The sequence below is a fragment of the Streptomyces sp. AM8-1-1 genome (assembly GCF_032229325.1).
In the GTDB taxonomy this organism is placed as follows: Bacteria; Actinomycetota; Actinomycetes; order Streptomycetales; family Streptomycetaceae; genus Streptomyces; species Streptomyces achmelvichensis.
This window is the reverse complement of record NZ_CP135086.1, coordinates 7,662,869-7,681,624: the sequence shown is the minus strand read 5'-3', so window position 1 is coordinate 7,681,624 and position 18,756 is coordinate 7,662,869. Positions and strand designations below refer to the sequence as shown.

The following is an 18,756-nucleotide window of genomic DNA, read 5'->3' as shown; positions in this document are numbered from 1 at the left end:
CGGGGCCGATCTCACGGGAGACGAGGAGCCTGACATGTCCGACGAAGCACGTGGCGACGACGTGTACCAGCCCGACGCGACGGAGAGCCAGAACCGTCCGACCGACGACCTCGACCTGGAGAATGCGATCGGCGAGCGGGACCTGGACGACATCGTCGAGGAAGGCTACTCACCGCCCGAGCGCCCGTTGGGTGTGGGGAAGTACGGCACCACCGGCGAGGAACAGCGGGAGGGTGAGTCCCTCGATCAGCGGCTCGCCCAGGAGACTCCGGACGTCGAACCGGAGCCGGGTGACGGGATCGGCGATCTGCCCCGCGGCGAGGGCGAGCCCATCGACGACGAGGCGGGAGACGCCCGCTCCGGAAGGCTGACCCAGGACGGCTACGCGTCCCGTCAGTACAACGACGTGACGGCGCGGGACGTCGGCATCGACGGTGGCGCGGCGTCCGCGGAGGAAGCCGCGATGCACACGATTCCCGACGAGGAGGACGGCACCCCGTAGCGGCTGCGGGCCCGCCGGGCATCCGCACGGCCGCCGCACGGCGGGACTTCTGCCGGGCAGGTGACTTCAGCGGTTTTGCGGTTACCCGTAACGGCATGGCACGCATCTGGCACACCAAGGAACAGCCTCCGGCACACCCCGAGGACCCCTCGGCGCAGACCGGGAACCCTCCTCCGGGTGAGTCCGAGGCGGCCCCGGACACTCCGGCGGAGCTGCCCAAGAAGTCGTGGTGGTCGGTGCTGCGCCGTACGGCCGCGGAGTTCAAGGACGACGAACTCGCGGACCGGGCCGCCGCGCTCACGTACTACGGAGTGCTCGCGCTGTTCCCGGCGCTGCTGGTGCTCGTGTCACTGCTCGGCGTCGCGGGGAAGTCCACGACGCAGTCGATTCTCGACAATCTCGAGAAGCTCACCCCCGGGTCGGCGCGCCAGATCATCTCCGACGCCGTCGAGCAGCTCCAGGCCAGCAGCGGCACCGGATCGGTCCTGGCGATCGTCGGTCTGCTGGCGGCGCTGTGGTCGGCATCGGGCTATGTGGCGGCGTTCATCCGCAGCTCCAACGCCGTCTACGACATCCCCGAGGGCCGCCCGGTCTGGAAGGTCACTCCCCTGCGCCTCGTCGTCACGGTGGTGCTGATGGTCCTGGCCTGCGCCAGCGCGCTGATCGTCGTGTTCACGGGCGGAATCGCCCGGCAGGTGGGCAGCGCCCTCGGCATCGGGGACACCGCGCTGACGGTGTGGTCCATCGCGAAGTGGCCCGTCCTGGTGCTGCTGGTCACGGTCATGATCGCGATCCTGTACTGGGCCTCCCCGAACGCGAAGGGGCGCGGTTTCAAGTGGGTCACGCCCGGCAGCTTCCTGGCCCTGCTGATCTGGATCGCGGCCTCCGCCGGCTTCGCCCTCTACGTGGCGAACTTCGCCTCCTACAACAAGACCTACGGCACCCTCGCCGGCGTGATCGTCTTCCTGGTGTGGCTGTGGATCACCAATCTGGCGATCCTGCTCGGCCTGGAGTTCGACGCCGAGATGGCACGCGAGCGGGCCATCGTCGGCGGGCATCCCGCGGACGAGGAACCGTACGTCCAGCCCCGTGACACCCGGGCCTGGAGCGATGAGGAACGCCGCGAGATGGGCACGGAGTGAAGAGGGACCACGCCACAGGACGGGAAGCCGACAGTTCCCGGCCGGCCGACGAGGAGGACGGTGCACTCGTGAGCAAGCACTCTCAGGACGCCACGCAGCTCGGCGACCGCGCGGAGCCGACCGGCCTGCACCTGGCCGTCGGCAGCCCGGCGACCGGTCTCCCCGCCGAAGCCGCCCAGGGCGCCGGCCGGCGGAGCAGCCCATGGCCCCTGCCGCCGGACCGTACGCAGGCCATCCTGGAAGCGACCAAGCACGTCGCCGCCCGGCTCAAGAGCGGCGGGCACCCGTTCGCCCTGGTGGGCAGCGTCGCCGCCTACGCGCACGGGGTGCCCGCGAGCTTCCAGCACGACGTGGACTTCTGCATCCTGCGCGAGGACGCCGAGGCGGTGACCCAGGAGCTGGAGGCCGCGGGCGTCGAGGTCCGCACGCCTCCCGAGGACTGGCTGATCAAGGCGCGCAGCCACGGCGAGGAGATCGACCTGATCTTCGAGCTCGCCCAGCGTCCCGTGACGCACGAGCTGCTGGACCGGGCGGAGATCCTGCCGGTGGACTCGGTCCGGATGCCGGTCCTCTCCCCGACCGACCTGGTGAGCAGCCTGATGGCCGCGTTCTCGGAGCACCACTGCGACTTCGGCGCCGTCCTGCCGATCGCCCGGACGCTGCGGGAGAAGATCGACTGGGACCGGCTGCGCCGGGACTACGAGGACGCTCCGATGCCCGATGCCTTCCTCTACCTTCTGGAACGTCTGGAGATCATCGACGAGCGGGGTACGGACACCGAGCAGGGGGACGAGGACTCATGAGCCACACGGATACCGCCGAGTACCGCATCGCCCATCTGCGCGAGCGGCTGGCGAAGGGATCCGCCGCGGAGATGGGCGTGCGGATCGAGATACGCGGCGACAGCGTCCTGCTGTCCGGCAGCGTGCCGAGCGCCGCCTGCCGCGACGAGATCCTGCGTATCGCCGAGGACGAGCTCTCGGGGCTGCCCGTCCGTGAGGACCTGGTGGTGGTGTGTGCCACCGCCCCCGACCACCCCGAGGAGCTGGCGTGATCCGCGTAGCAGCAGTCGGCGACATCCATATGGCCCCGGACAGCGCCGGCGTGCTCCGCCCCGCTTTCGAGACGCTGGGCGAGTGCGCGGATCTGCTGCTCCTCGCCGGGGACCTGACACGGCACGGGACGCTCGACGAGGCCGCCGTCGTGGCCCGGGAGGTGGCCGGCCTCGACGTGCCCGTGGTGGCCGTGCTGGGCAATCACGACTACCACAGCGATCTCCAGACCGAGATCGCTCACCTGCTCGGCGAGGCCGGCGTCACCGTGCTGGAAGGCGACGGCACGGTGCTCGACATCGGCGGTGTACGCGTCGGGATCGCCGGGACCAAGGGCTTCGGCGGGGGCTTCGCGGGACGCGAGGGCGGCGATTTCGGCGAACCCGAGATGAAGGACTTCATCCGCCTGACGAAACGCTGCTCGGCGGAACTGCGGCGCTCCCTGGAGGATCTGGAGGCGCGCGGCTGCACCGTACGGATCGCGCTGACGCACTACGCGCCGGTGGCGGACACGCTGGCGGGCGAGCCGCTGGAGATCTTCCCCTTCCTCGGCAGCTATCTGCTGGCGGAGGCGATGGACGCCGCGGGCGCCGACCTCGCGGTCCACGGGCACGCGCATCACGGCGCCGAACACGGGATGACCAGCGGCGGTGTACGGGTGCGCAATGTCGCCCAGCCGGTGATCGGCAGGGCCTTCGCCGTCTACCACCTGGCCGTCCACGACGATGATGCGCAGGCCCGCGCCGCGAGCACAGGAGCGGGCGCCCTCCACTGAGGCCGCCGTGCAGCCGTCGCGGCCATGGATACGCCGGAACTTACCGAACCGGCCGTGGTGATCGACGCCGTTGGGCCCCGGGGCCGGTTCGCGCCTGCGTGACCGCTCCTGGCACGAGGCCGCGGTCGGCATAAGGCACATCACATGTCGGAACGGTGAATACCGGAACAACGCGGGCCGGCCGCCCGTTGAGCGGTATGTGGCTGCGGAGGGGACAGTGTCCCCGGGCCCTACCTACAGCCCATGGGGAAGATCGTTCGGCTGAAGCCCCATGGAGCCTTTCGCCGCGAGGCGACCGCCCTCCGTGTCCACCTCATACCGCCCCGGCTGGATTCCCCCCTCCAGCCGGGGCTTCCTCTTTCCCGATGCGGCCCGCTCCTCAGGGATGCGGCCAGTCGTCGACTCCGCCGCCACGCCACTCGATCAGATCCGTGTCGGACAGATCGATCACCTCGTCCTGGGCACCGAGTTCCTTGCGCAGCAGTTCCGCCAGGTCGCCGCGGCCGTGCGCGAGGCCGGCGATCTGTCCGTGGATGGTCACTCTTCGGCCGCCGCTGGGCGACGGAGGGTGAACGATGACCGGTGGGTGAGGAGGCATGCCTCCACCGTGCCTCGCACGGAGCGCGAATGCATCCCGGACGCCACAACCCGATGAGTCCGGCAACCCGATGAACCCGGCAACCCGATGAGTCCGGCGCACGGCGGCAGTCCTATGGAGGAGACCGAACCGACGTCTGGAGCCCGGACATGCGCGACCTGATCATCACCGAGAACATCACGCTCGACGGCGTCATCGATGCGGCAGAGGGCTGGTTCGGCCCGGCCGGGGTCGACGCGGAGGCGGACCGGTCCGACATCGAGGCAGCACTCGGCACCCATATGGCGGCCGCCGACGCGCTTCTCGTCGGGCGGGTCACCTTCGAGGAGATGCGAGGCTTCTGGCCCCGCCGGACCGACGACACCACAGGCGTGTCGGACTACCTCAACTCGGTGTCCAAGTACGTGGTGTCCGGCACCCTGGACGATCCCGAGTGGGACCGCACCACCGTTCTGCGCGGCGGCCTCATGGAGGAGGTGGAGGCGCTGAAGTCCGCTCCGGGCAAGGACATCGTCACCACCGGCAGCATGACCCTGGTGCGCGAACTCGTCGGGACAGGACTCGTCGACGAGTACCGGCTATTCGTGTACCCGGTCGTCATCGGCCACGGGCAGCGTCTCTTCGAGGACGCCGAAAAGGTCCCGCGGCTGCGCCTGGTCGAGACACGGCAGTTCAACTCCGGTGTACTGCTGCTGCGTTACCGGACCGCATAGCAACGAGCGGCGCCGGGGACGGCGAGCGCGGCAGAAGCCGCCGGCCGGGAGCTGTTCCTCGGTCCCCGGGGCACGGGAACCGGTCGTGACGGAATTGTGTCTGCCCTGGGGAGAGCAAGTGGGCTACCGTGCGGCGGTCGCGTTCCGTGCGACCACGCCCCGGACATACGGCGGGAGCACTTGCGGCAAGGGGGACGGATGAACGCGTGGACAGTGCCCGGGTACACGGAGACCCGTGAGCTGGGTTCCGGCGCCAGCGGGCGGGTCGTCCTGGCCGTCCATGACGCGACCGGCGTTCCGGTGGCCGTCAAGTACCTCAGCGAGACCCTGCGGACGGACACCGCCTTCGTCCAGGACTTCCGCTCCGAGGCCCGGCTGCTCGGCGGTCTCGACTCGCCGTACGTCGTCGGCCTGTACGAGTACGTCGAAGCGCCGCACGGCGCCGCCATCGTGATGGAGCTCGTCGACGGTGTCGCCCTGCGCACGCTGCTGCTCCGCGAGGGCGCCACCGGGCCCGAGGCCGCACTGGTGGTCCTCAAGGGCTCCCTGCTGGGGCTGGCCGCGGCGCACCGCGCGGGGGTCGTCCACCGTGACTACAAACCGGAGAACGTCCTGGTCGCCGCGGACGGATCGTCCAAGCTGGTCGACTTCGGTATCGCGGCGGGCCGTGGCACCACCCCCGGAGTGGCCGGGACCCCCGCGTACATGGCGCCGGAGCAGTGGAACGGGGAACCCGCCTCTCCGGCCGCCGATGTCTACGCGGCGACCGCGACCTTCTACGAATGCCTGACCGGACACAAGCCGTTCACCGGCGAGAACTTCGCCGAACTGGCCCTTCAGCACATCGGCGCGCCGGTCCCCGACGACGACGCCCCCGAACCGGTACGGCCGCTGATCCGGCGCGGACTGGCGAAGACCCCGGAGGAACGCCCGGAGAACGCGGCGGCGTTCGTGAACGAGCTGGAGGACGTCGCCCGGGCCGCGTACGGCGAGGACTGGGAAGAGCGGGGTCAGCGGCGGCTCGCCGCGCTGGCCGCCCTGCTGCCGCTCCTGTTCCCCTCCTCCGGCGGACAGTCGGCGGGAACGACGGCGGTGGCCACGACGGCGCTCGGCGGAAGCCGGGGCGGCAGCTGGAAGCCCGGCCTCCGGGGCATCCTGACCGGTGTCGCCGCCATCGTCATCGGGATACTGGTCGTGGTGGCCGCGGATGCCACGGGCGGCGGCGTCCCACAGGTGACGGCCCAGTCTCTCGCCACCACCAGTGCCCGGCCCGGCACGACCGTCTGGCCGAGCGAGGACCCGTCCCCGTCGGCGAGTCCCTCCGTGTCCGCATCCGCCTCGCCGTCCGCCACGGACTCCCCGTCCCCTTCACCGACGGACACCGCGAGCGGCGGAGCCGTCACCCCCACGCCCGTCGTGGATCCGCCCACCACTCCCCCGAGCCCACCGACCGCGGACCCCACGACCGCCGCACCCACACCCTCGGAGCCCACCACGGCTCCGCTGAGGGTCAAGTCCGTGTCCGTCACCGGCCTGCGCCAGGTGTCGACCACGGGCGGCGTCGCGTCGGTGGACGTCGCCACCGACGGAACGGGACCCGTCACCGTCGTCATCACCTGGTTCACGGGAGACACCCAAGGGCAACTCGGCGTCCCGGACGGGTCGCAGACCTTCGAGCGCAGCGGCGCGACGCAGTACACGCTGACGCTGGACCACACCTTCCAGGGGAGGGGCTGCTACTGGGGAGTACGGGCGTCGACCAACCCGGCGGCCGCCTCCGGCAGTTCCTCCCAGCAGGTCTTCATCCGGCGGTGCACGATCTCATGAACGACGACCGAACCCACCGTCTCCGTGACCACGACGGAGGACCCGGCTCCGAGGGCGGCCATGACCGTTCAGAGGTCGGACGAGGCCACGACGACGGCGGCGACGAGTACAGCGCGACCGCGCTCGGCAGCCAGTGGTTCGAACGCCCCGAACCCGAACCCGAACCCGAGACCGGCACCGAGAGGGCGACCCTGGTCCAGCGTGTGCGGCCGGACGCGGAGCCCGACCGGGTGGAGGGGAAGGTCCTGCGCTTCGGGCCGGGCGTGACGGCGCTCGCCCGCAACCGCGTCCCCCACAACTCCACGGCCGCGGTCTGGCACGGCGGCACCCTGGCGGGACTGCCCGAGAACGGCCGGCCTCCCGAGAAGCCCCGCCGCGGCGGCCTCCGCCGGTACACCCTGGCGGGCGTGGTGCTGCTGGCGGTTCTCGTCTTCCTCGCCTGGCAGCGCTTCGGGCCCGGTCTCGCCGTGCAGGACGTGTCCGTCCGTACGGTCACCGAGGGTCCCGGCTGCGACGGCACGGCCGATGTAGTGGGCGTGGTGGACACCAACGGCCGGCCGGGCACCCTCACCTACCGCTGGGTGCGGAGCGACGGCACCACATCGGGACTGCTGACCGAGAAGCTGACGCGCGGCCAGGAGCGGGCGCGGCTGCATCTGCTGTGGACGTTCCACGGGTCCGGGGAGTACCGCGCCCGGGCGGAACTGCGGATCGTCTCACCGTCCCCGCGCACGGCGGACGTCCGATTCGCATACAGCTGCCCCTGACGGGAACCGGCGGGGACCGGCGGGCGGTTCACGGGTGGCAGCGTCGACGGTCGCAGGGGTCAGGTGGATTGCGGGGTCAGGCGCGCCCGTACTCGTACCGCACGCGGCTGAGGTACATCTCGTCGGTCACCACGGACACCGTCCGGCGCAGCCTGTCGCCGGCCCGTACGACGGTGTCGGCGATCTGCGTGTCGCCGTCGTCCAGCCGCAGTCGGACGTCGCCGTACCGGTAGCCATCCGCGGAGGCCGGTTCGGTCACGGGATCGTGCAGCAGGAGGTGGCTCCCGGCGGGGGTGGTGACGATCCGGCCGTCGAACGGCAGGGCCTTGGCTTCGAGGACACCCTCCTCGCAGAACCACTCCACCTCGGCCGTACCCGATTCCGTGAAGGTGTCGTCGTCACCGATGTCCAGGGTCAGTCCCGCCGCCGGTTCCAGGGGCGGTTCCGCATCGAACGTCTCGCCGGCGAGCCACTTGCGCAGGAGCAGTGCCAGGTCCAGCCGGGTGCCGCCGATCACCGCGTCCATCCTGATCTCGTCCTCGGACTCGTATGCCACGTCGGGGTCGTGGGAGACCGCCCCGAGCAGTTTCCAGCGTCCCGTGAAGTCCGTCATGCCGTTCGCCCCGTCCGTAGGTGTCCTCCTTCGGGAGATCCACCATAGAACCTGGGTACGACAGTGGCGGACGGGCCGGAAGGCCCTGTCCGGCCGTTCTCCGGACAGGGCCCAGGGGGCGGACAGGCCCTAGTTGAACGGTTCCAGCGTCATGTAGGCCTCTTGCGGGTTGCCGTCGTGCACCAGGGACTCATGGGCACCCACGTCGTCGAAGGCGAAGCCGTACGCCTTACCGTCGACCATCTGCCCGTGGATGATGCGCGAGTAGTGGTTGGTGACCGCGTCCCGGTAGAAGTTGGCGTTGTTGGGGTCGGGCTGGTTGGGGTTGGTCAGCAGCGTCGAGCGGTTGTAGCCCGCGCACAGGGTGCGGGAAATCGGTCCGCGGACCAGGTCGTTGGGGGCGTCGAGGAGCTTGTAGCAGCCGAAGACGCTGTCGGAGTCGGGCTTCTGGAAGCTTGTGACCACTGCTCCCGAGCCGTTCGTGAAGTTCATGACGTTGCCCGAGACCCTGCCGTAGTACTTGGTGTTCGGCTGGTTCGCGAACGGCGTCACGGTGAGCGTGGACGAGCTGTACCTGCTCCAGACCCGGTTGATGTAGTCGTTCATGACGCCGGCGGAGAGGCCGCCCGCCTCGATGCCGTGACCGGGTGAGAGCGCACGCAGCGGAGTGCCGTCGGGGCGGTTCTGGATCAGTCCGCCCCAGCCCGCCGAACGCAGCTGGTTGAAGACGGCGTTGTACCCGCCCGGCTTGAGCCTGCCGGTGTTCTTGACCGTGCCGTTGGCGAGTTTGACGCCCACCGCGTACGGAGCCGAGAACATGTCGACCTGGGTGCTGTTGATCCACAGACCGGCGTCGTTCAGCGTGTACTCGGACCAGTTGAACAGGATGTTGCGGTTGGGGTCGGACGGATTCTGCACGGCGGGCTGCACCAGACCGCCGGTCGTGACCTTGAAGACGATCTTCTGGCCGATGGAGAAGTAGACGCGGCCCGAGAACTTGGGCATCCGGATCGTCCTGGTCTGCCCGTTGGCCGGTCCCGCGATCGAGGCGTCGGGGGCGGGCGTAGGCGGATTGCCTCCCGCCGGCCAGGGGTGGAACGTACCGTTGGCGTCGGCCCAGCCCTGCCGGCCCGACGAGAGTTCGGTGCCCAGGTTGTAGATGTAGACGGGTTCGCTGCGTCCCGAACTGTTCTTGATCGTGAGGGGAATGGTCGCCGGCACGGCCTCCGCGGATGTCGACGGGCCGAGGACCGTCAGGCCCGTGGCGACGACCAACGCCGACATCGCGGACGCGAGCATTTTCGGTAAGGGGAACACGCTCTTTCCTCCTTGTGGGGGTGAATCCCGAGGGACGGGAAGTGCGGCGCCCACGCGGCCTGTGGGTCGCCAGAGGGGAGGGAATGGACGGTGCCTGAAGGGTGAGAGCGCTCTCAGAATCCGGCCGCGTTCATCTTCTGTCAATGAACCTGACACAGCTGGGTCTGTCGATCCGGGCCGGGCGGGCCACTGAGCGAGGCCGGGTACGTCGGGTCAGGCGGGCGCGCGGACGGTGCGGGAGCGCTCTCGGAGGCGTGACGGGCCTCCGTCACGCCTCCGGCGTCGAGCACACTTCAGCGGTGCGGTCCGGCAGCCCCGCGGCACCTGCCCGGCGTCGGAGGGCTCATGGAGCCGTACTCACCGCACCGGGCCGGCGGTCTCCGCCCCCTCGTCCCGGCCGCCCACTGCGGGCAGATGGATCACGACGAGCACGAAGGCAGCGAGCATCACATTGCGGCTCGCGGCATCCAGCCCGTTCCAGTCGGACGACTGCCACATCTGGAACCACTCACCGCCGATGCCGATGAATCCGAGACCGAAGAGCAGCAGCATCATGGTCAGCCCCAGAGTGGACGCCCGTCGCGCCCGGATGAACTCGCCTCGCGCGAGACCTTTCACCCACCACCAGGTGGCCGCGACGAGGACGACCGCGGCGACCGTTTCCCAGACGATGATCCCGACGTACGCGATGTCGCTCAGCGTGCGGGACTCGATCGCCCGCCACATGACGTCCTCGTCCTTGAACGTGGTGTCCATGGCCAGCACATGCTGGACGAACTGCCGATTGGTGTCGAAGTCGGTGATGTTCCCGAAGGCCACCAGAGCCATGTACACCGCGACGGTGCCGGTGAGCGCGGTGGCCGCGAAGGGCAAGGTGCCGAGCAAAGATATCCGGTCCAGCCGGGTACGTGACCCCGGTCCACGCTCCGCCACACGCCCTCCAGTCGCCGTACAGCCCTTTGCTGCAAGGGAGTTGTAGCTTCTCAACGCGTCCCGCGCCTCTGTATTCCGGGGTGCACGGCACGGCGGGATTCCGTCGGTTGTCGTACCCGGGTGCCAGGCTGTGCCGCCATGGACACCGAAGAGTTCTGGAACGTCATGGAACAAGCTCGCGGCCGAGCTGCGGATCCGACCGATGCGGAGGACATCGCCCGCCGGGCCACGGAACTGCTGGCCGCCCAGGAACCCCAGCAGATCCTCGACGCCCAGCAGATTTTGTGGGACGTGATGGCCGCGTCGCACAAGTCGCCCCTCTGGGCTGCCGCCTATCTCATCAACGGCGGGTGTTCGGACGACGGTTTCGAGTACTTCCGCGGCTGGCTGATCACTCAGGGCCGTACCACCTTCGAGCAGGTCGTCGACGATGCCGATCGTCTCGCCGACCTGCCCGCCGTCCGCGCGGCAGCGAGCGTGGGCATGGATCTGGAAGGGGAACGGACCCTGAGCATCGCCTGGGACGCCTACGAGAGAGCCACCGATGCGCAGCTGCCCGGAGGCTCCTTCAGCATCAACTACCCCCCACTCGACCCCGCTTGGGACTTCGACTTCGACGACCACGGCCGGATCGCCGCCCGGCTGCCCCGGATCGCGGCGCTCTTCACGGACTGAGCCGTGCTGCCGGAGCCGCGACCCCGCCGCCGTTGCATTCCGGGGCGGGTGCTCCCGTCGCGGGCGGGCCCGCGCAGCCGACCGCCTACTGCGGCTGGGTCGCGATCTGGATGAGGTTGCCGCAGGTGTCGTCGAAGACGGCGGTGGTGACGGGCCCCATCTCCAGCGGCTCCTGGGTGAAGCGGACACCGAGGCCGCGCAGGCGCTCGTACTCCGCCGTCACGTCCTCGACGGCGAACTGGGCGAGCGGGATGCCGTCGCCGACGAGCGTGTCCCGGTAGGTCTTGACGATCGGGTGGCCGGCGGGCTCCAGGAGGAGTTCGGTGCCGCCGGGCTCGTCGGCCGAGACGACGGTCAGCCACCGGTCCTTCTCCCCCAACGGGACGTCATGCTTCTTCACGAAGCCGAGGATCTCGGTGTAGAAGCGCAGGGCCTTGGCCTGATCGTCGACGAAGACGCTGGTCAGACGGATCTTCATGGGGTGCTCTCTTCCGGTCCGGATGTGTCGGGCACGAGCCATCGCTCGGCGATCTGCCGAAGGGGGGCCGTGTTCAGGTCGTGGAACTTGTAGCGGCCTTCCCGCCTGGTCTCGACGAGCCCGGCGGCCTCCAGCACGGCAAGGTGCTGGGAGACCCCCTGGCGTGAGATCGCGAGCTGATGCTTCATGCTCAATCGCGAGCAGATCTCGAACAGGGTCTGTCCGGACTTCTCCGTGAGCTCGTCGAGAATGGTGCGCCGGGTGGGATCGGCCAGGGCTTTGAAAAGGTCGTCGGCCACGACCACATAATAGGCAAGCATTCACTTGCCTATCAAGTCGTGGTGCGCCGTTTCCGGTGTCGGCCCGCCGTCGAGGGTGGCCAGGACAGGGGTGGTGGACCGGGAAAGCCGTGTCCGGGATCAGGCCGCTTCGGCGGTGTGTGCTCGCCCCACAAGATCAAACGTGACGCACACGGCCCCGTGCTGTGAGCCACGCGGTCGCCTCACGCACTGCCCTCGCCGCCGGACTCGGGGGTGCTCCCGAAACGACGCTCGAACTGGGCGATGCGCCCCTCGGAGTCGACCGTCCGCGCCTTGCCGGTGTAGAAGGGGTGGCTCTCCGAGGAGATCTCGACGTCCACCACCGGGTACGTCTCGCCGTCGTCCCAGGTGATCTCCTGATCGCTCGTGGCCGTGGAACGCGTGAGGAAGGCGTAACCCGCCGCACGGTCTCGGAACACCACAGGACGGTAGGCCGGGTGCTTGTCTTCCTGCATGACAGCTCCTTGAGCATCAGACATGTGTGTCACCGGTGATCGGGTGGCCCGTCGCGCAAGCTCGCGGGGACTGCCGGACCGACTGGGCCAAGCCCTAAGCCGCTCGGGCCGGGCCCTCACCCTCGACGTCGAAGACCACCTGGTCCTCGTAGCACCACCACCAGGTCTCGCCCGGTTCGTACGAGCGAATCAACGGGTGGCCGGTGGAGGCGTTGTGTGCGGTGGCGTGGCGGGCGGGTGAGGAATCACAGCAGGCCACATGCCCACACATCTGGCACTCCCGCAGGTGCACCCATGTGCCACCTTCAGCGACGCATTCCATGCAGGAATCCGGGCTGTCGGGTGTGACCACGGGCCGGACCTGGTCGAGGTGACTGCAGACACGGAACACGTCAGTCATGGTGGCACCTCCTCGGCAGATCTCCTTGGACCACCCGCGGGCGACGTACGTACCGGCTTGCACGTACCGCTTGAACGTACCGGCATGACTCAGCGGCGTCGGCCGCACAACACGCCGGATTCACAGCGGCAGGCGCTGCCACCAGCCTGCCACCGAGATACCCCGTGTCAAGCGGAGCACCGGCAGACGAGTGCTTGACCAGGCATTTCCCGTCTCGGGACCAGTGCCGTACGAAGGTCAGCGCGAGGAGTCGTCCCCTGCACCCGACCAGTGCGTCGGCTCGCGGCAGGGGCCGCCGTACGGGGTGATGGCCAGGTATCGCGTGTCGGCCTGCGGCAGTCGGGACGCCAGTTCGGCGGGCGGGTCGGTTCCCTCAGCGACGGCATCCACGTAGCGGGGGGCGTCGGCAGGATTCAGTCCGCCCTCGGCGCGGCGAACCGCCTTGGACGCGTCGAGCCGGCGGCCCGCACATGCGAGCCGCCGCACCTCGACATCGAGCTCCCGAGGCGAGAGCTCGCCCCGGACCTTCTCCCGGTACTGGTCCTCCCATTCGAGGCCGTCACCGCAGGACTGCCGGTGCACCATGCGCAAGCTGCCGTCCAGGGCGTCGACGACGAACGGGCCGTGGCCGACGAGGGCATCGGCCGGCTCCCGCGTTCGTGCGCACCGCGCAGGCCGGCAATGGATCAGCCGGCCCAGCGCATGTCGCTCCCCACCGACGACCACCATCGGCGGCGTCGCCTGCCCGGCCGCTGCCACGAGCAGGTGCCGCTCCACCACGTCGATCACCTACGCACGCGAGATCACGCGACCACCGGACGTCGTTCCCTCACTCCCGCAGATCCATGTCACCGGCCACCGGACGACCCGGCACACCTCGGGCGTGGGGGTCGTCACCAGCCCGCTGCACCCCCGGCAACGCGGTGACCGCCGTGCGCGCCATCACCGAAACGCACACAGCAGTCCCCACGTTTCACCGTCCGCCGGTCACCGCCCCCTCGCGCAACTCCAGCCGCGAGCCGGAGAAGCGCGACCGCATCCGACGGTCGTGGGTGACCAGCACCAGCGCGCCCTCGAAACCGGTCAGCGCCGATTCCAGTTCCTCCACGAGCGCCGGTGAGAGATGGTTGGTGGGCTCGTCCAGCAGAACCAGGTCCACCGGCTCACTGACCAGACGTGCCAGTTCGATACGGCGCCGCTGGCCGTACGACAACTCCCCGACGCGCAGCCGCAGTGCCTCCGGTGCGAACAGCCCCAGCGACAGCAGCTGGTCCGCGTGTTCGTCCCGGTCACCGGGGCGGCCGTGTGCGAACGCCTCCAGGACGGTCAGTGCCGACGGCCACGGCGTTTCCTCCTGCCGCAGGTGTCCCACTCGCCCGGGAACCACCACGGTGCCGACGTCCGGGGCGAGTTCCCCGGCCAGGACCCGCAAGAGGGTGCTCTTACCGGCGCCGTTGGGGCCTGTGACCAACAACCGCTCCGCCGGGCCGATGCTCAGCTCGGGCACCCGCAGCCGGTCGTCCACGACGACACCGTCGAGCTTCGCCGCAGGCGCCTCGCCCGGTCCGCTGTCGGTGGCGATGCGGGCCGTGAACGACAACGGGTCCGGCGGCGGCGCCACGGGGTGCGCGGTGAGCCGCTCGACCCTTTCCTTGGCGTTACGGATACGGCTCATCGCGCCGTGTGCCCGCCCCCGCGCGCGGAACGCGGGGGAACCGAAGATGGCCTTCGGAATCTTGCGCGGGATGCTGCCCAGGCGCGCGACGTTGGACTCGGCCAGCCGGCGGCTCCGGTCGAGCTCAGCACGCCACTCGTCGTACTGCTGCTGCCGTCGGCGGCGCTCGGCGGCCTTGGCGGCGAGGTAGCCGGCGTATCCGTTGCCGTGGCGGGAAACGCGACCGCCGTCGACCTCCAGAACCGTGGTGGTGAGCCGCTCCAGGAACACACGGTCGTGCGTGACCGCGACGACGGTTCCGCGGTGGGCCCGAAGATGCTCCTCCAGCCACCCGACGGCCCGGTCGTCCAGGTCGTTGGTCGGCTCGTCGAGCAGCAGCAGCTCGGGCCGGGACGCCAGGGTGGCGGCCAGCGCCAGCCGCGACCGCTCACCGCCGGACAAGGTGCCGAGCTGCCGGTCCCGGGCGAGCCCCGGCAGACCGAGCCCGTGCAACGCGGCGTCCACACGGGTGTCGGCGCCGTAGCCGTCGCGGGCCTCGTACTGCTCGGTCAGCCGCGCGTACTCGGCGAGGCGATCGGTCAGATCCGCGTCCACGGGGGCCTCTGCGAGGGCTCTCTCGGCATGTCGCAGAGCCGCTTCGAGTGCACGCAGCTCCGCCAGCGCCAGGTCGACGGCGTCCTGGACGGTGGCTTCCGGGGGCAGGCCGAGGCTCTGGGCGAGATACCCGGTCCCGCCGGGCGCGGTCACGGTCAGCTCCCCCGCGTCGGGTTGCTCTCTGCCGGCGAGAAGATTCAACAAGGTGGACTTGCCGGCCCCGTTGTCACCGACGACGCCGGCCTTCTCACCGGGGGCGAGGCTGAACGAAACCTGGTCGAGCACGGTGCGGTCGTCGTAACGCTTGGAGACACCGCGCAGGGAAAGCTGTGAGAGGGATGACGAGGGATGTGGCGCACGCATGCGAAAGCCCCAGTTCTCGGCCGATGCCGATAGAACGGATTCGAGGACGAATCAACGCCGCGACCGCGGAGCAGAGCTCGACGCGGTCGTGCGGGGGGCTGTCACAGAGTTCCCATGCGGACGAAGGTACGCGCGCACAGGGCGACCGGGCAACGGAGTTTTCCGTCATCGGTCCCGCCGCCTGCTGCCGGGTGCGCGCAACCGGACCGGGTCCGCCGTCCTGACGAACTGCGCTGTGATTCCTGTGCAGTTGGCGTTTCCACCGTCCCGAAGGCGTCAACACCGGGATCGTCCGCATGCACTCAGAAGAGGCCGTCCTGATCGATGCGCACCGCCCGGCGCCGGACCGTGCGCGGAGCTCGCCGGACCGGCGACTCGTCACCGAACAGCGGGGCCGTACCGCACTCGTCGGGCTCGGCCGGAATGGCCGCAGGCCCCGTGGGGACTGCCAACTGCAGAGGGACGTCAGGGTCGAAGTCCGCGCGCGTCATGGCCGTCCAGTCGCGGCCCGGCTGCTCGGCCATGCGTCGTCTCCCCTCTGCCACTCGTCACCCACGCACCGCGCGCCTGTTGCGCGGGCAGCCGCATACGGGCGGGCCGCCTCACGTGCTCGTACCCCTATCCTTCCAGTGGATCACTCATGGCCTGCGTCATCCGGGCGACCCCAGTGCTTCGGCCGGGAAGGGTTCGACACGGCCTGACGGCCGAAAGTCCGTACGGACGCTCCCGCCGACGGATAGCGTCCCGTTCACGATGAAGGGGGCGTGACCGTGGCAGAACGTGCGGTTCCGGCTCGCGTGGTGGCCGCGGAGCGTGTCGCCTCCGAGACGGGATTCACGAAGAGTTGCCTTCCGGAAGTGGGCAGGTTGCTGAGTCTGGCCGCCGCTGCGAAACCCGACGGGGTGATTGCGGAGAGCGGCACCGGCTCGGGAGTGGGCACCGCCTGGCTGCACAGTGGGCTGGGCGCCGACGCGTACCTGGTCACCGTGGAGCGGGACGAGGAGCCGGCCCGTCGAGCGGCCGATGTCTTCGCGGACGACGCACGCGTCAGCGTGCTCACCGGCGACTGGCGCTTGCTGGAGCAGCACGCCCCTTTCGACGTCTTCTTCTGCGACGGCGGCGGCAAGCGTGACGACCCACGGCGGGTCGTCGAGATGCTCGCGCCCGGTGGCCTGCTCGTCCTGGACGACTTCACCCCGTCGCCCCATTGGCCGCCGCGTTTCGAGGGTGAAGTGGATGAACTCCGCCTGTTCTATCTCACTCATCCATCGCTGGACGCCACGGAGGTACTGACAACACCGGGCAGTTCAGCGGTGGTTGCGGCGCGCCGCGTCTAAGTGCGCCGTCCGGCGGCAACTCGGCACAGAGGAGAACGGATCGTGGCGGCAACCTACTACTGCGCCGACAGCGAGAACGGGCACCACATCGACGACCCGTCCGAGGACGCCCTGTTCGACCTCATCAGCGAACTCAACGACTCGGACAACACGTTCATCGTCGTCCAGCCCCACGAGGACGACCCCGCCTGGTTCGCCTCGGTGACCGTCCTCGACGAAGGGGGCTACGAGATCGTCCTGCGCGACAGCACACGACGCGAACACAGCGTCGATACCGACACGAACATCGGCGGGATCGCCGGCGACCTCATCATCTGGCTGGCCGCCCGCAGCTAGCCGGACCGGCCGACTCAGCGGTCCAGCATCTTCTGAACGCCCTGGGGACGGCGTGCGACCGCCGGTCGTCAGGTCATCGCGAGGGCGCGCAGAGAGGCGGCTCGCGCCGGCATGGCCGAGCCTGCCGATCGACGGCTCGGCGTCCGGCGCCGGGCGGGCGTGCCGGCACGTCCCGTCGCCATCGGACCCCCATACGAACAGCACCGTCCCGACGAGAATGGGAATGCCCCGTACGCCGATCGTCAGGCAACTCGTGCGGGCAATCAGGCGGTTGAGGATCGCCGGCCTCGCGCCGTCCCGGTCGTCCGGTGCCATGCCGCTTAGCCTCCCCGGGACGGCGGCCCACTGGCCCGGCGGACCCCGCTCCCGCCCGCGGAACCTGGCAGATCGCGGTCCGGCGCGCTATGCTCGCCGCGATGATCACTCATTCTGTTCACAGATTGGGGGTCCCGTCCGCGCAAGGTGAGTGCTGATGCTCACTCAGATCGCGAACGGGGATTCCCGCCTTTCCTTCTGGCTGCGCGTGCGTGACTATGCCGTGCCGCCGTCCATGATCGAGACTGCGACCGCCCGCCGCCATGCCGGGGACTGGGCAGGCGCGTGCGCCGCCGCAGGCATCGATGTCGACCTCGATATGCGCTCCGTGGTCCGCACTCATGGCCGCGACCTCGCGACCCGGATCCGGGCCGATCTCCGCCATCTGGCCCCCGACTTGCTGCGCTGGCACATGCCGAGGGTCGCTCCCGACGGACTGCTGCGCCCAGGTCTGACCATTGTCCTCGCCCGGTACGACGCTGCCGGGCAGAACGACGGATCGACTGTGCAACTGGTGGTCCGCACTCCGCCTGCCTGGGCGGACGGCGGTCAGCGGATCAGCCTCGCGCTGTGGGACGGATCCCATGCCGAACCCGGCGCCCGACGGCATCCGCACCCCCATCCCGACCGGCGGTTCCGCCTCGACCTGCACCGGCACCTCTGGGACGCGCGCAGGACCGATGAGCTGCGGGTCCGGTCCGGCGCGGGTGCGCTGTCCGCCGACTCCCCTCCCCCTGATCCGGATCCGTCGGGATTGGTGCCGCGGGAGCTCCGGTGTGCCATTGACCGATGGGCGGACGAGGCGGCGATCCTGCTGCGCGCCGAGGGGCGGAGGGACGGCACGGTCGCCGTGCGGTTCGGCGGACGGCGCAGGCTGCTGTTGGAGCCCGCCGCGGACGGGGACGGCCCCGGACCGTCCACCCTGCGGATCACGCCGGCGCCGGCCGACGGCGACATCTCGACCCTGCCCGTCCTGCCCGATGCGGCGACCTGGGTGCTGCCCGATCTGGACCTGATCCGCACCGGTTCGATCGAGGCCGGCCGGCTGCACCCCCTGGTCGCCTCGGCACTCGTACCCGGCCATGCGCCGGCGGCAGTCTCCCTCGTTCCCACCGGCGCGGGACAACCACACCTGGTGGAGTGCCGGGGAGTTCGGCATCGGGTCGGTCTGGTCGACGGGGTCCTCGTGCCCCTGGACCACGACCCCGCCGAGATCCTCCGGGAAGAACTGCTGCTCGCACTGACCGGTACCCCCCTTCCCTGCCTGCGGTTCATCGACCAGGCACATCGTCGGCCGGACTGTCTGGTCGGCGTGCGCGAACGTCTGGAGCACGGTGACACCGCCGGTGCGCTGGCCGTCGTCGAGGGCCTGCTGGGCTGCGAGGCCGTGCTGCGTGACGGCGCTCTTCGGGACGCGCTGGAGGCGGCCGCGCAGCGTCGGATCGCCTACGGCATCTACCGGGCAGGCCTGGTCGGCCCCGGGCCCGACCGCCTCCGCCCGGGGCCCGCTCGTCCCCGTGACCTGCGCTCCCGCCCGCGCCACACCACCGCGCGCTGACCCGGGGACCT

23 protein-coding genes are annotated in these 18,756 nt (G+C 70.0%); 12 read left to right on the top strand and 11 right to left on the bottom strand.

Going from position 1 to position 18,756, the window contains the following annotated elements:
* The first annotated feature begins 34 nt into the window (after positions 1 to 34).
* The 5 genes from RPQ07_RS34230 to RPQ07_RS34210 all read left to right on the top strand — a co-directional run bounded on the left by RPQ07_RS34230 (position 35) and on the right by RPQ07_RS34210 (position 3,471).
* Positions 35 to 502 (top strand): DUF5709 domain-containing protein, encoded by a 468-nt coding sequence (locus tag RPQ07_RS34230; protein ID WP_313948130.1) that lies wholly within the window; start codon positions 35 to 37, stop codon positions 500 to 502.
* Between the two features lie 95 nt (positions 503 to 597).
* Positions 598 to 1,644 carry a YihY/virulence factor BrkB family protein gene (locus tag RPQ07_RS34225; protein ID WP_313948129.1) on the top strand — a complete coding sequence of 349 codons (1,047 nt, stop codon included), beginning with the start codon at positions 598 to 600 and terminating at the stop codon, positions 1,642 to 1,644.
* Positions 1,645 to 1,712: 68 nt separating this feature from the next.
* Positions 1,713 to 2,447, top strand: a complete 735-nt coding sequence (locus RPQ07_RS34220; protein WP_313948128.1) for a nucleotidyltransferase family protein — start codon at positions 1,713 to 1,715, stop codon at positions 2,445 to 2,447.
* Complete coding sequence (locus RPQ07_RS34215; RefSeq protein ID WP_313948127.1) at positions 2,444 to 2,698, top strand: hypothetical protein; 255 nt, start codon at positions 2,444 to 2,446, stop codon at positions 2,696 to 2,698. The genes RPQ07_RS34220 and RPQ07_RS34215 overlap by 4 nt, the downstream gene beginning before the upstream one ends.
* Positions 2,695 to 3,471 carry a metallophosphoesterase family protein gene (locus RPQ07_RS34210; protein ID WP_313948126.1) on the top strand — a complete coding sequence of 259 codons (777 nt, stop codon included), beginning with the start codon at positions 2,695 to 2,697 and terminating at the stop codon, positions 3,469 to 3,471. Before RPQ07_RS34215 ends, RPQ07_RS34210 begins: the two co-directional genes overlap by 4 nt.
* A 379-nt stretch (positions 3,472 to 3,850) precedes the next feature.
* On the opposite strand, the gene RPQ07_RS34205 is transcribed toward RPQ07_RS34210, so the two are convergent.
* Positions 3,851 to 4,069, bottom strand: a complete 219-nt coding sequence (locus RPQ07_RS34205) for a hypothetical protein (RefSeq protein ID WP_313948125.1) — start codon at positions 4,067 to 4,069, stop codon at positions 3,851 to 3,853.
* Positions 4,070 to 4,218: 149 nt separating this feature from the next.
* On the opposite strand from RPQ07_RS34205, the gene RPQ07_RS34200 reads away from it, so the two are divergent.
* From RPQ07_RS34200 to RPQ07_RS34190, 3 genes are all read left to right on the top strand, one after another.
* The gene (locus tag RPQ07_RS34200) at positions 4,219 to 4,782 is read left to right on the top strand and encodes a dihydrofolate reductase family protein (RefSeq protein ID WP_313948124.1); all 564 of its coding nucleotides are present in this window, start codon (positions 4,219 to 4,221) and stop codon (positions 4,780 to 4,782) included.
* Between the two features lie 198 nt (positions 4,783 to 4,980).
* Entirely contained in the window at positions 4,981 to 6,609 is a 1,629-nt protein-coding gene (locus tag RPQ07_RS34195) for a serine/threonine-protein kinase (protein ID WP_313948123.1), read from the top strand.
* Positions 6,606 to 7,376, top strand: a complete 771-nt coding sequence (locus RPQ07_RS34190; protein ID WP_313948122.1) for a hypothetical protein — start codon at positions 6,606 to 6,608, stop codon at positions 7,374 to 7,376. The genes RPQ07_RS34195 and RPQ07_RS34190 overlap by 4 nt, the downstream gene beginning before the upstream one ends.
* 76 nt (positions 7,377 to 7,452) lie before the next feature.
* On the opposite strand, the gene RPQ07_RS34185 is transcribed toward RPQ07_RS34190, so the two are convergent.
* The 3 genes from RPQ07_RS34185 to RPQ07_RS34175 all read right to left on the bottom strand — a co-directional run bounded on the left by RPQ07_RS34185 (position 7,453) and on the right by RPQ07_RS34175 (position 10,239).
* A complete protein-coding gene (locus RPQ07_RS34185) occupies positions 7,453 to 7,989 on the bottom strand; it encodes a hypothetical protein (protein WP_313948121.1) in 537 nt (178 codons plus the stop codon).
* Positions 7,990 to 8,118: 129 nt separating this feature from the next.
* A complete protein-coding gene (locus RPQ07_RS34180) occupies positions 8,119 to 9,273 on the bottom strand; it encodes a glycoside hydrolase family 64 protein (RefSeq protein ID WP_313949121.1) in 1,155 nt (384 codons plus the stop codon).
* Positions 9,274 to 9,663: 390 nt separating this feature from the next.
* Complete coding sequence (locus tag RPQ07_RS34175; RefSeq protein ID WP_313948120.1) at positions 9,664 to 10,239, bottom strand: DUF2165 domain-containing protein; 576 nt, start codon at positions 10,237 to 10,239, stop codon at positions 9,664 to 9,666.
* Between the two features lie 138 nt (positions 10,240 to 10,377).
* On the opposite strand from RPQ07_RS34175, the gene RPQ07_RS34170 reads away from it, so the two are divergent.
* Positions 10,378 to 10,914, top strand: a complete 537-nt coding sequence (locus RPQ07_RS34170; protein ID WP_313948119.1) for a DUF4240 domain-containing protein — start codon at positions 10,378 to 10,380, stop codon at positions 10,912 to 10,914.
* 85 nt (positions 10,915 to 10,999) lie between these two features.
* On the opposite strand, the gene RPQ07_RS34165 is transcribed toward RPQ07_RS34170, so the two are convergent.
* The 7 genes from RPQ07_RS34165 to RPQ07_RS34135 all read right to left on the bottom strand — a co-directional run bounded on the left by RPQ07_RS34165 (position 11,000) and on the right by RPQ07_RS34135 (position 15,723).
* Positions 11,000 to 11,392 (bottom strand): VOC family protein, encoded by a 393-nt coding sequence (locus RPQ07_RS34165; RefSeq protein WP_313948118.1) that lies wholly within the window; start codon positions 11,390 to 11,392, stop codon positions 11,000 to 11,002.
* Positions 11,389 to 11,691, bottom strand: coding sequence for a metalloregulator ArsR/SmtB family transcription factor (locus RPQ07_RS34160; RefSeq protein ID WP_313948117.1), 303 nt, complete (start codon positions 11,689 to 11,691; stop codon positions 11,389 to 11,391). The genes RPQ07_RS34165 and RPQ07_RS34160 overlap by 4 nt, the downstream gene beginning before the upstream one ends.
* 203 nt (positions 11,692 to 11,894) lie before the next feature.
* Positions 11,895 to 12,167: a type B 50S ribosomal protein L31 gene (locus RPQ07_RS34155; RefSeq protein ID WP_313948116.1), complete on the bottom strand. Its 273-nt coding sequence runs from the start codon at positions 12,165 to 12,167 to the stop codon at positions 11,895 to 11,897.
* A gap of 94 nt (positions 12,168 to 12,261) precedes the next feature.
* Positions 12,262 to 12,567 carry a UBP-type zinc finger domain-containing protein gene (locus RPQ07_RS34150; RefSeq protein WP_313948115.1) on the bottom strand — a complete coding sequence of 102 codons (306 nt, stop codon included), beginning with the start codon at positions 12,565 to 12,567 and terminating at the stop codon, positions 12,262 to 12,264.
* A gap of 237 nt (positions 12,568 to 12,804) precedes the next feature.
* Positions 12,805 to 13,356 carry a hypothetical protein gene (locus RPQ07_RS34145; protein ID WP_313948114.1) on the bottom strand — a complete coding sequence of 184 codons (552 nt, stop codon included), beginning with the start codon at positions 13,354 to 13,356 and terminating at the stop codon, positions 12,805 to 12,807.
* Between the two features lie 184 nt (positions 13,357 to 13,540).
* Positions 13,541 to 15,199: a TlrC/CarA/OleB/SrmB family ABC-F type ribosomal protection protein gene (locus tag RPQ07_RS34140; RefSeq protein ID WP_313948113.1), complete on the bottom strand. Its 1,659-nt coding sequence runs from the start codon at positions 15,197 to 15,199 to the stop codon at positions 13,541 to 13,543.
* Between the two features lie 302 nt (positions 15,200 to 15,501).
* On the bottom strand, positions 15,502 to 15,723 hold the full coding sequence (locus RPQ07_RS34135; RefSeq protein ID WP_313948112.1) for a hypothetical protein: 222 nt from the start codon (positions 15,721 to 15,723) through the stop codon (positions 15,502 to 15,504).
* 240 nt (positions 15,724 to 15,963) lie between these two features.
* Here RPQ07_RS34135 and RPQ07_RS34130 point away from each other — a divergent pair, with 240 nt between their 5' ends.
* From RPQ07_RS34130 to RPQ07_RS34120, 3 genes are all read left to right on the top strand, one after another.
* Entirely contained in the window at positions 15,964 to 16,536 is a 573-nt protein-coding gene (locus tag RPQ07_RS34130) for an O-methyltransferase (RefSeq protein ID WP_313948111.1), read from the top strand.
* A gap of 42 nt (positions 16,537 to 16,578) precedes the next feature.
* Positions 16,579 to 16,872: a hypothetical protein gene (locus RPQ07_RS34125; protein WP_313948110.1), complete on the top strand. Its 294-nt coding sequence runs from the start codon at positions 16,579 to 16,581 to the stop codon at positions 16,870 to 16,872.
* 472 nt (positions 16,873 to 17,344) lie between these two features.
* Positions 17,345 to 18,745 (top strand): hypothetical protein, encoded by a 1,401-nt coding sequence (locus tag RPQ07_RS34120; protein ID WP_313948109.1) that lies wholly within the window; start codon positions 17,345 to 17,347, stop codon positions 18,743 to 18,745.
* The last annotated feature ends 11 nt before the right edge of the window (positions 18,746 to 18,756 follow it).

Excerpts from the sequence above, each read along its gene's own strand:
- RPQ07_RS34205 (WP_313948125.1), bottom strand. The coding sequence starts at position 4,069 with ATGCCTCCTCACCCACCGGTCATCGTTCACCCTCCGTCGCCCAGCGGC.
- RPQ07_RS34185 (WP_313948121.1), bottom strand. The coding sequence starts at position 7,989 with ATGACGGACTTCACGGGACGCTGGAAACTGCTCGGGGCGGTCTCCCAC.
- RPQ07_RS34140 (WP_313948113.1), bottom strand. The coding sequence starts at position 15,199 with ATGCGTGCGCCACATCCCTCGTCATCCCTCTCACAGCTTTCCCTGCGC.
- RPQ07_RS34165 (WP_313948118.1), bottom strand. The coding sequence starts at position 11,392 with ATGAAGATCCGTCTGACCAGCGTCTTCGTCGACGATCAGGCCAAGGCC.
- RPQ07_RS34120 (WP_313948109.1), top strand. The coding sequence starts at position 17,345 with ATGCTCACTCAGATCGCGAACGGGGATTCCCGCCTTTCCTTCTGGCTG.
- RPQ07_RS34200 (WP_313948124.1), top strand. The coding sequence starts at position 4,219 with ATGCGCGACCTGATCATCACCGAGAACATCACGCTCGACGGCGTCATC.
- RPQ07_RS34230 (WP_313948130.1), top strand. The coding sequence starts at position 35 with ATGTCCGACGAAGCACGTGGCGACGACGTGTACCAGCCCGACGCGACG.
- RPQ07_RS34155 (WP_313948116.1), bottom strand. The coding sequence starts at position 12,167 with ATGCAGGAAGACAAGCACCCGGCCTACCGTCCTGTGGTGTTCCGAGAC.
- RPQ07_RS34180 (WP_313949121.1), bottom strand. The coding sequence starts at position 9,273 with ATGTCGGCGTTGGTCGTCGCCACGGGCCTGACGGTCCTCGGCCCGTCG.
- RPQ07_RS34150 (WP_313948115.1), bottom strand. The coding sequence starts at position 12,567 with ATGACTGACGTGTTCCGTGTCTGCAGTCACCTCGACCAGGTCCGGCCC.
- RPQ07_RS34215 (WP_313948127.1), top strand. The coding sequence starts at position 2,444 with ATGAGCCACACGGATACCGCCGAGTACCGCATCGCCCATCTGCGCGAG.
- RPQ07_RS34135 (WP_313948112.1), bottom strand. The coding sequence starts at position 15,723 with ATGGCCGAGCAGCCGGGCCGCGACTGGACGGCCATGACGCGCGCGGAC.
- RPQ07_RS34195 (WP_313948123.1), top strand. The coding sequence starts at position 4,981 with ATGAACGCGTGGACAGTGCCCGGGTACACGGAGACCCGTGAGCTGGGT.
- RPQ07_RS34190 (WP_313948122.1), top strand. The coding sequence starts at position 6,606 with ATGAACGACGACCGAACCCACCGTCTCCGTGACCACGACGGAGGACCC.
- RPQ07_RS34225 (WP_313948129.1), top strand. The coding sequence starts at position 598 with ATGGCACGCATCTGGCACACCAAGGAACAGCCTCCGGCACACCCCGAG.
- RPQ07_RS34170 (WP_313948119.1), top strand. The coding sequence starts at position 10,378 with ATGGACACCGAAGAGTTCTGGAACGTCATGGAACAAGCTCGCGGCCGA.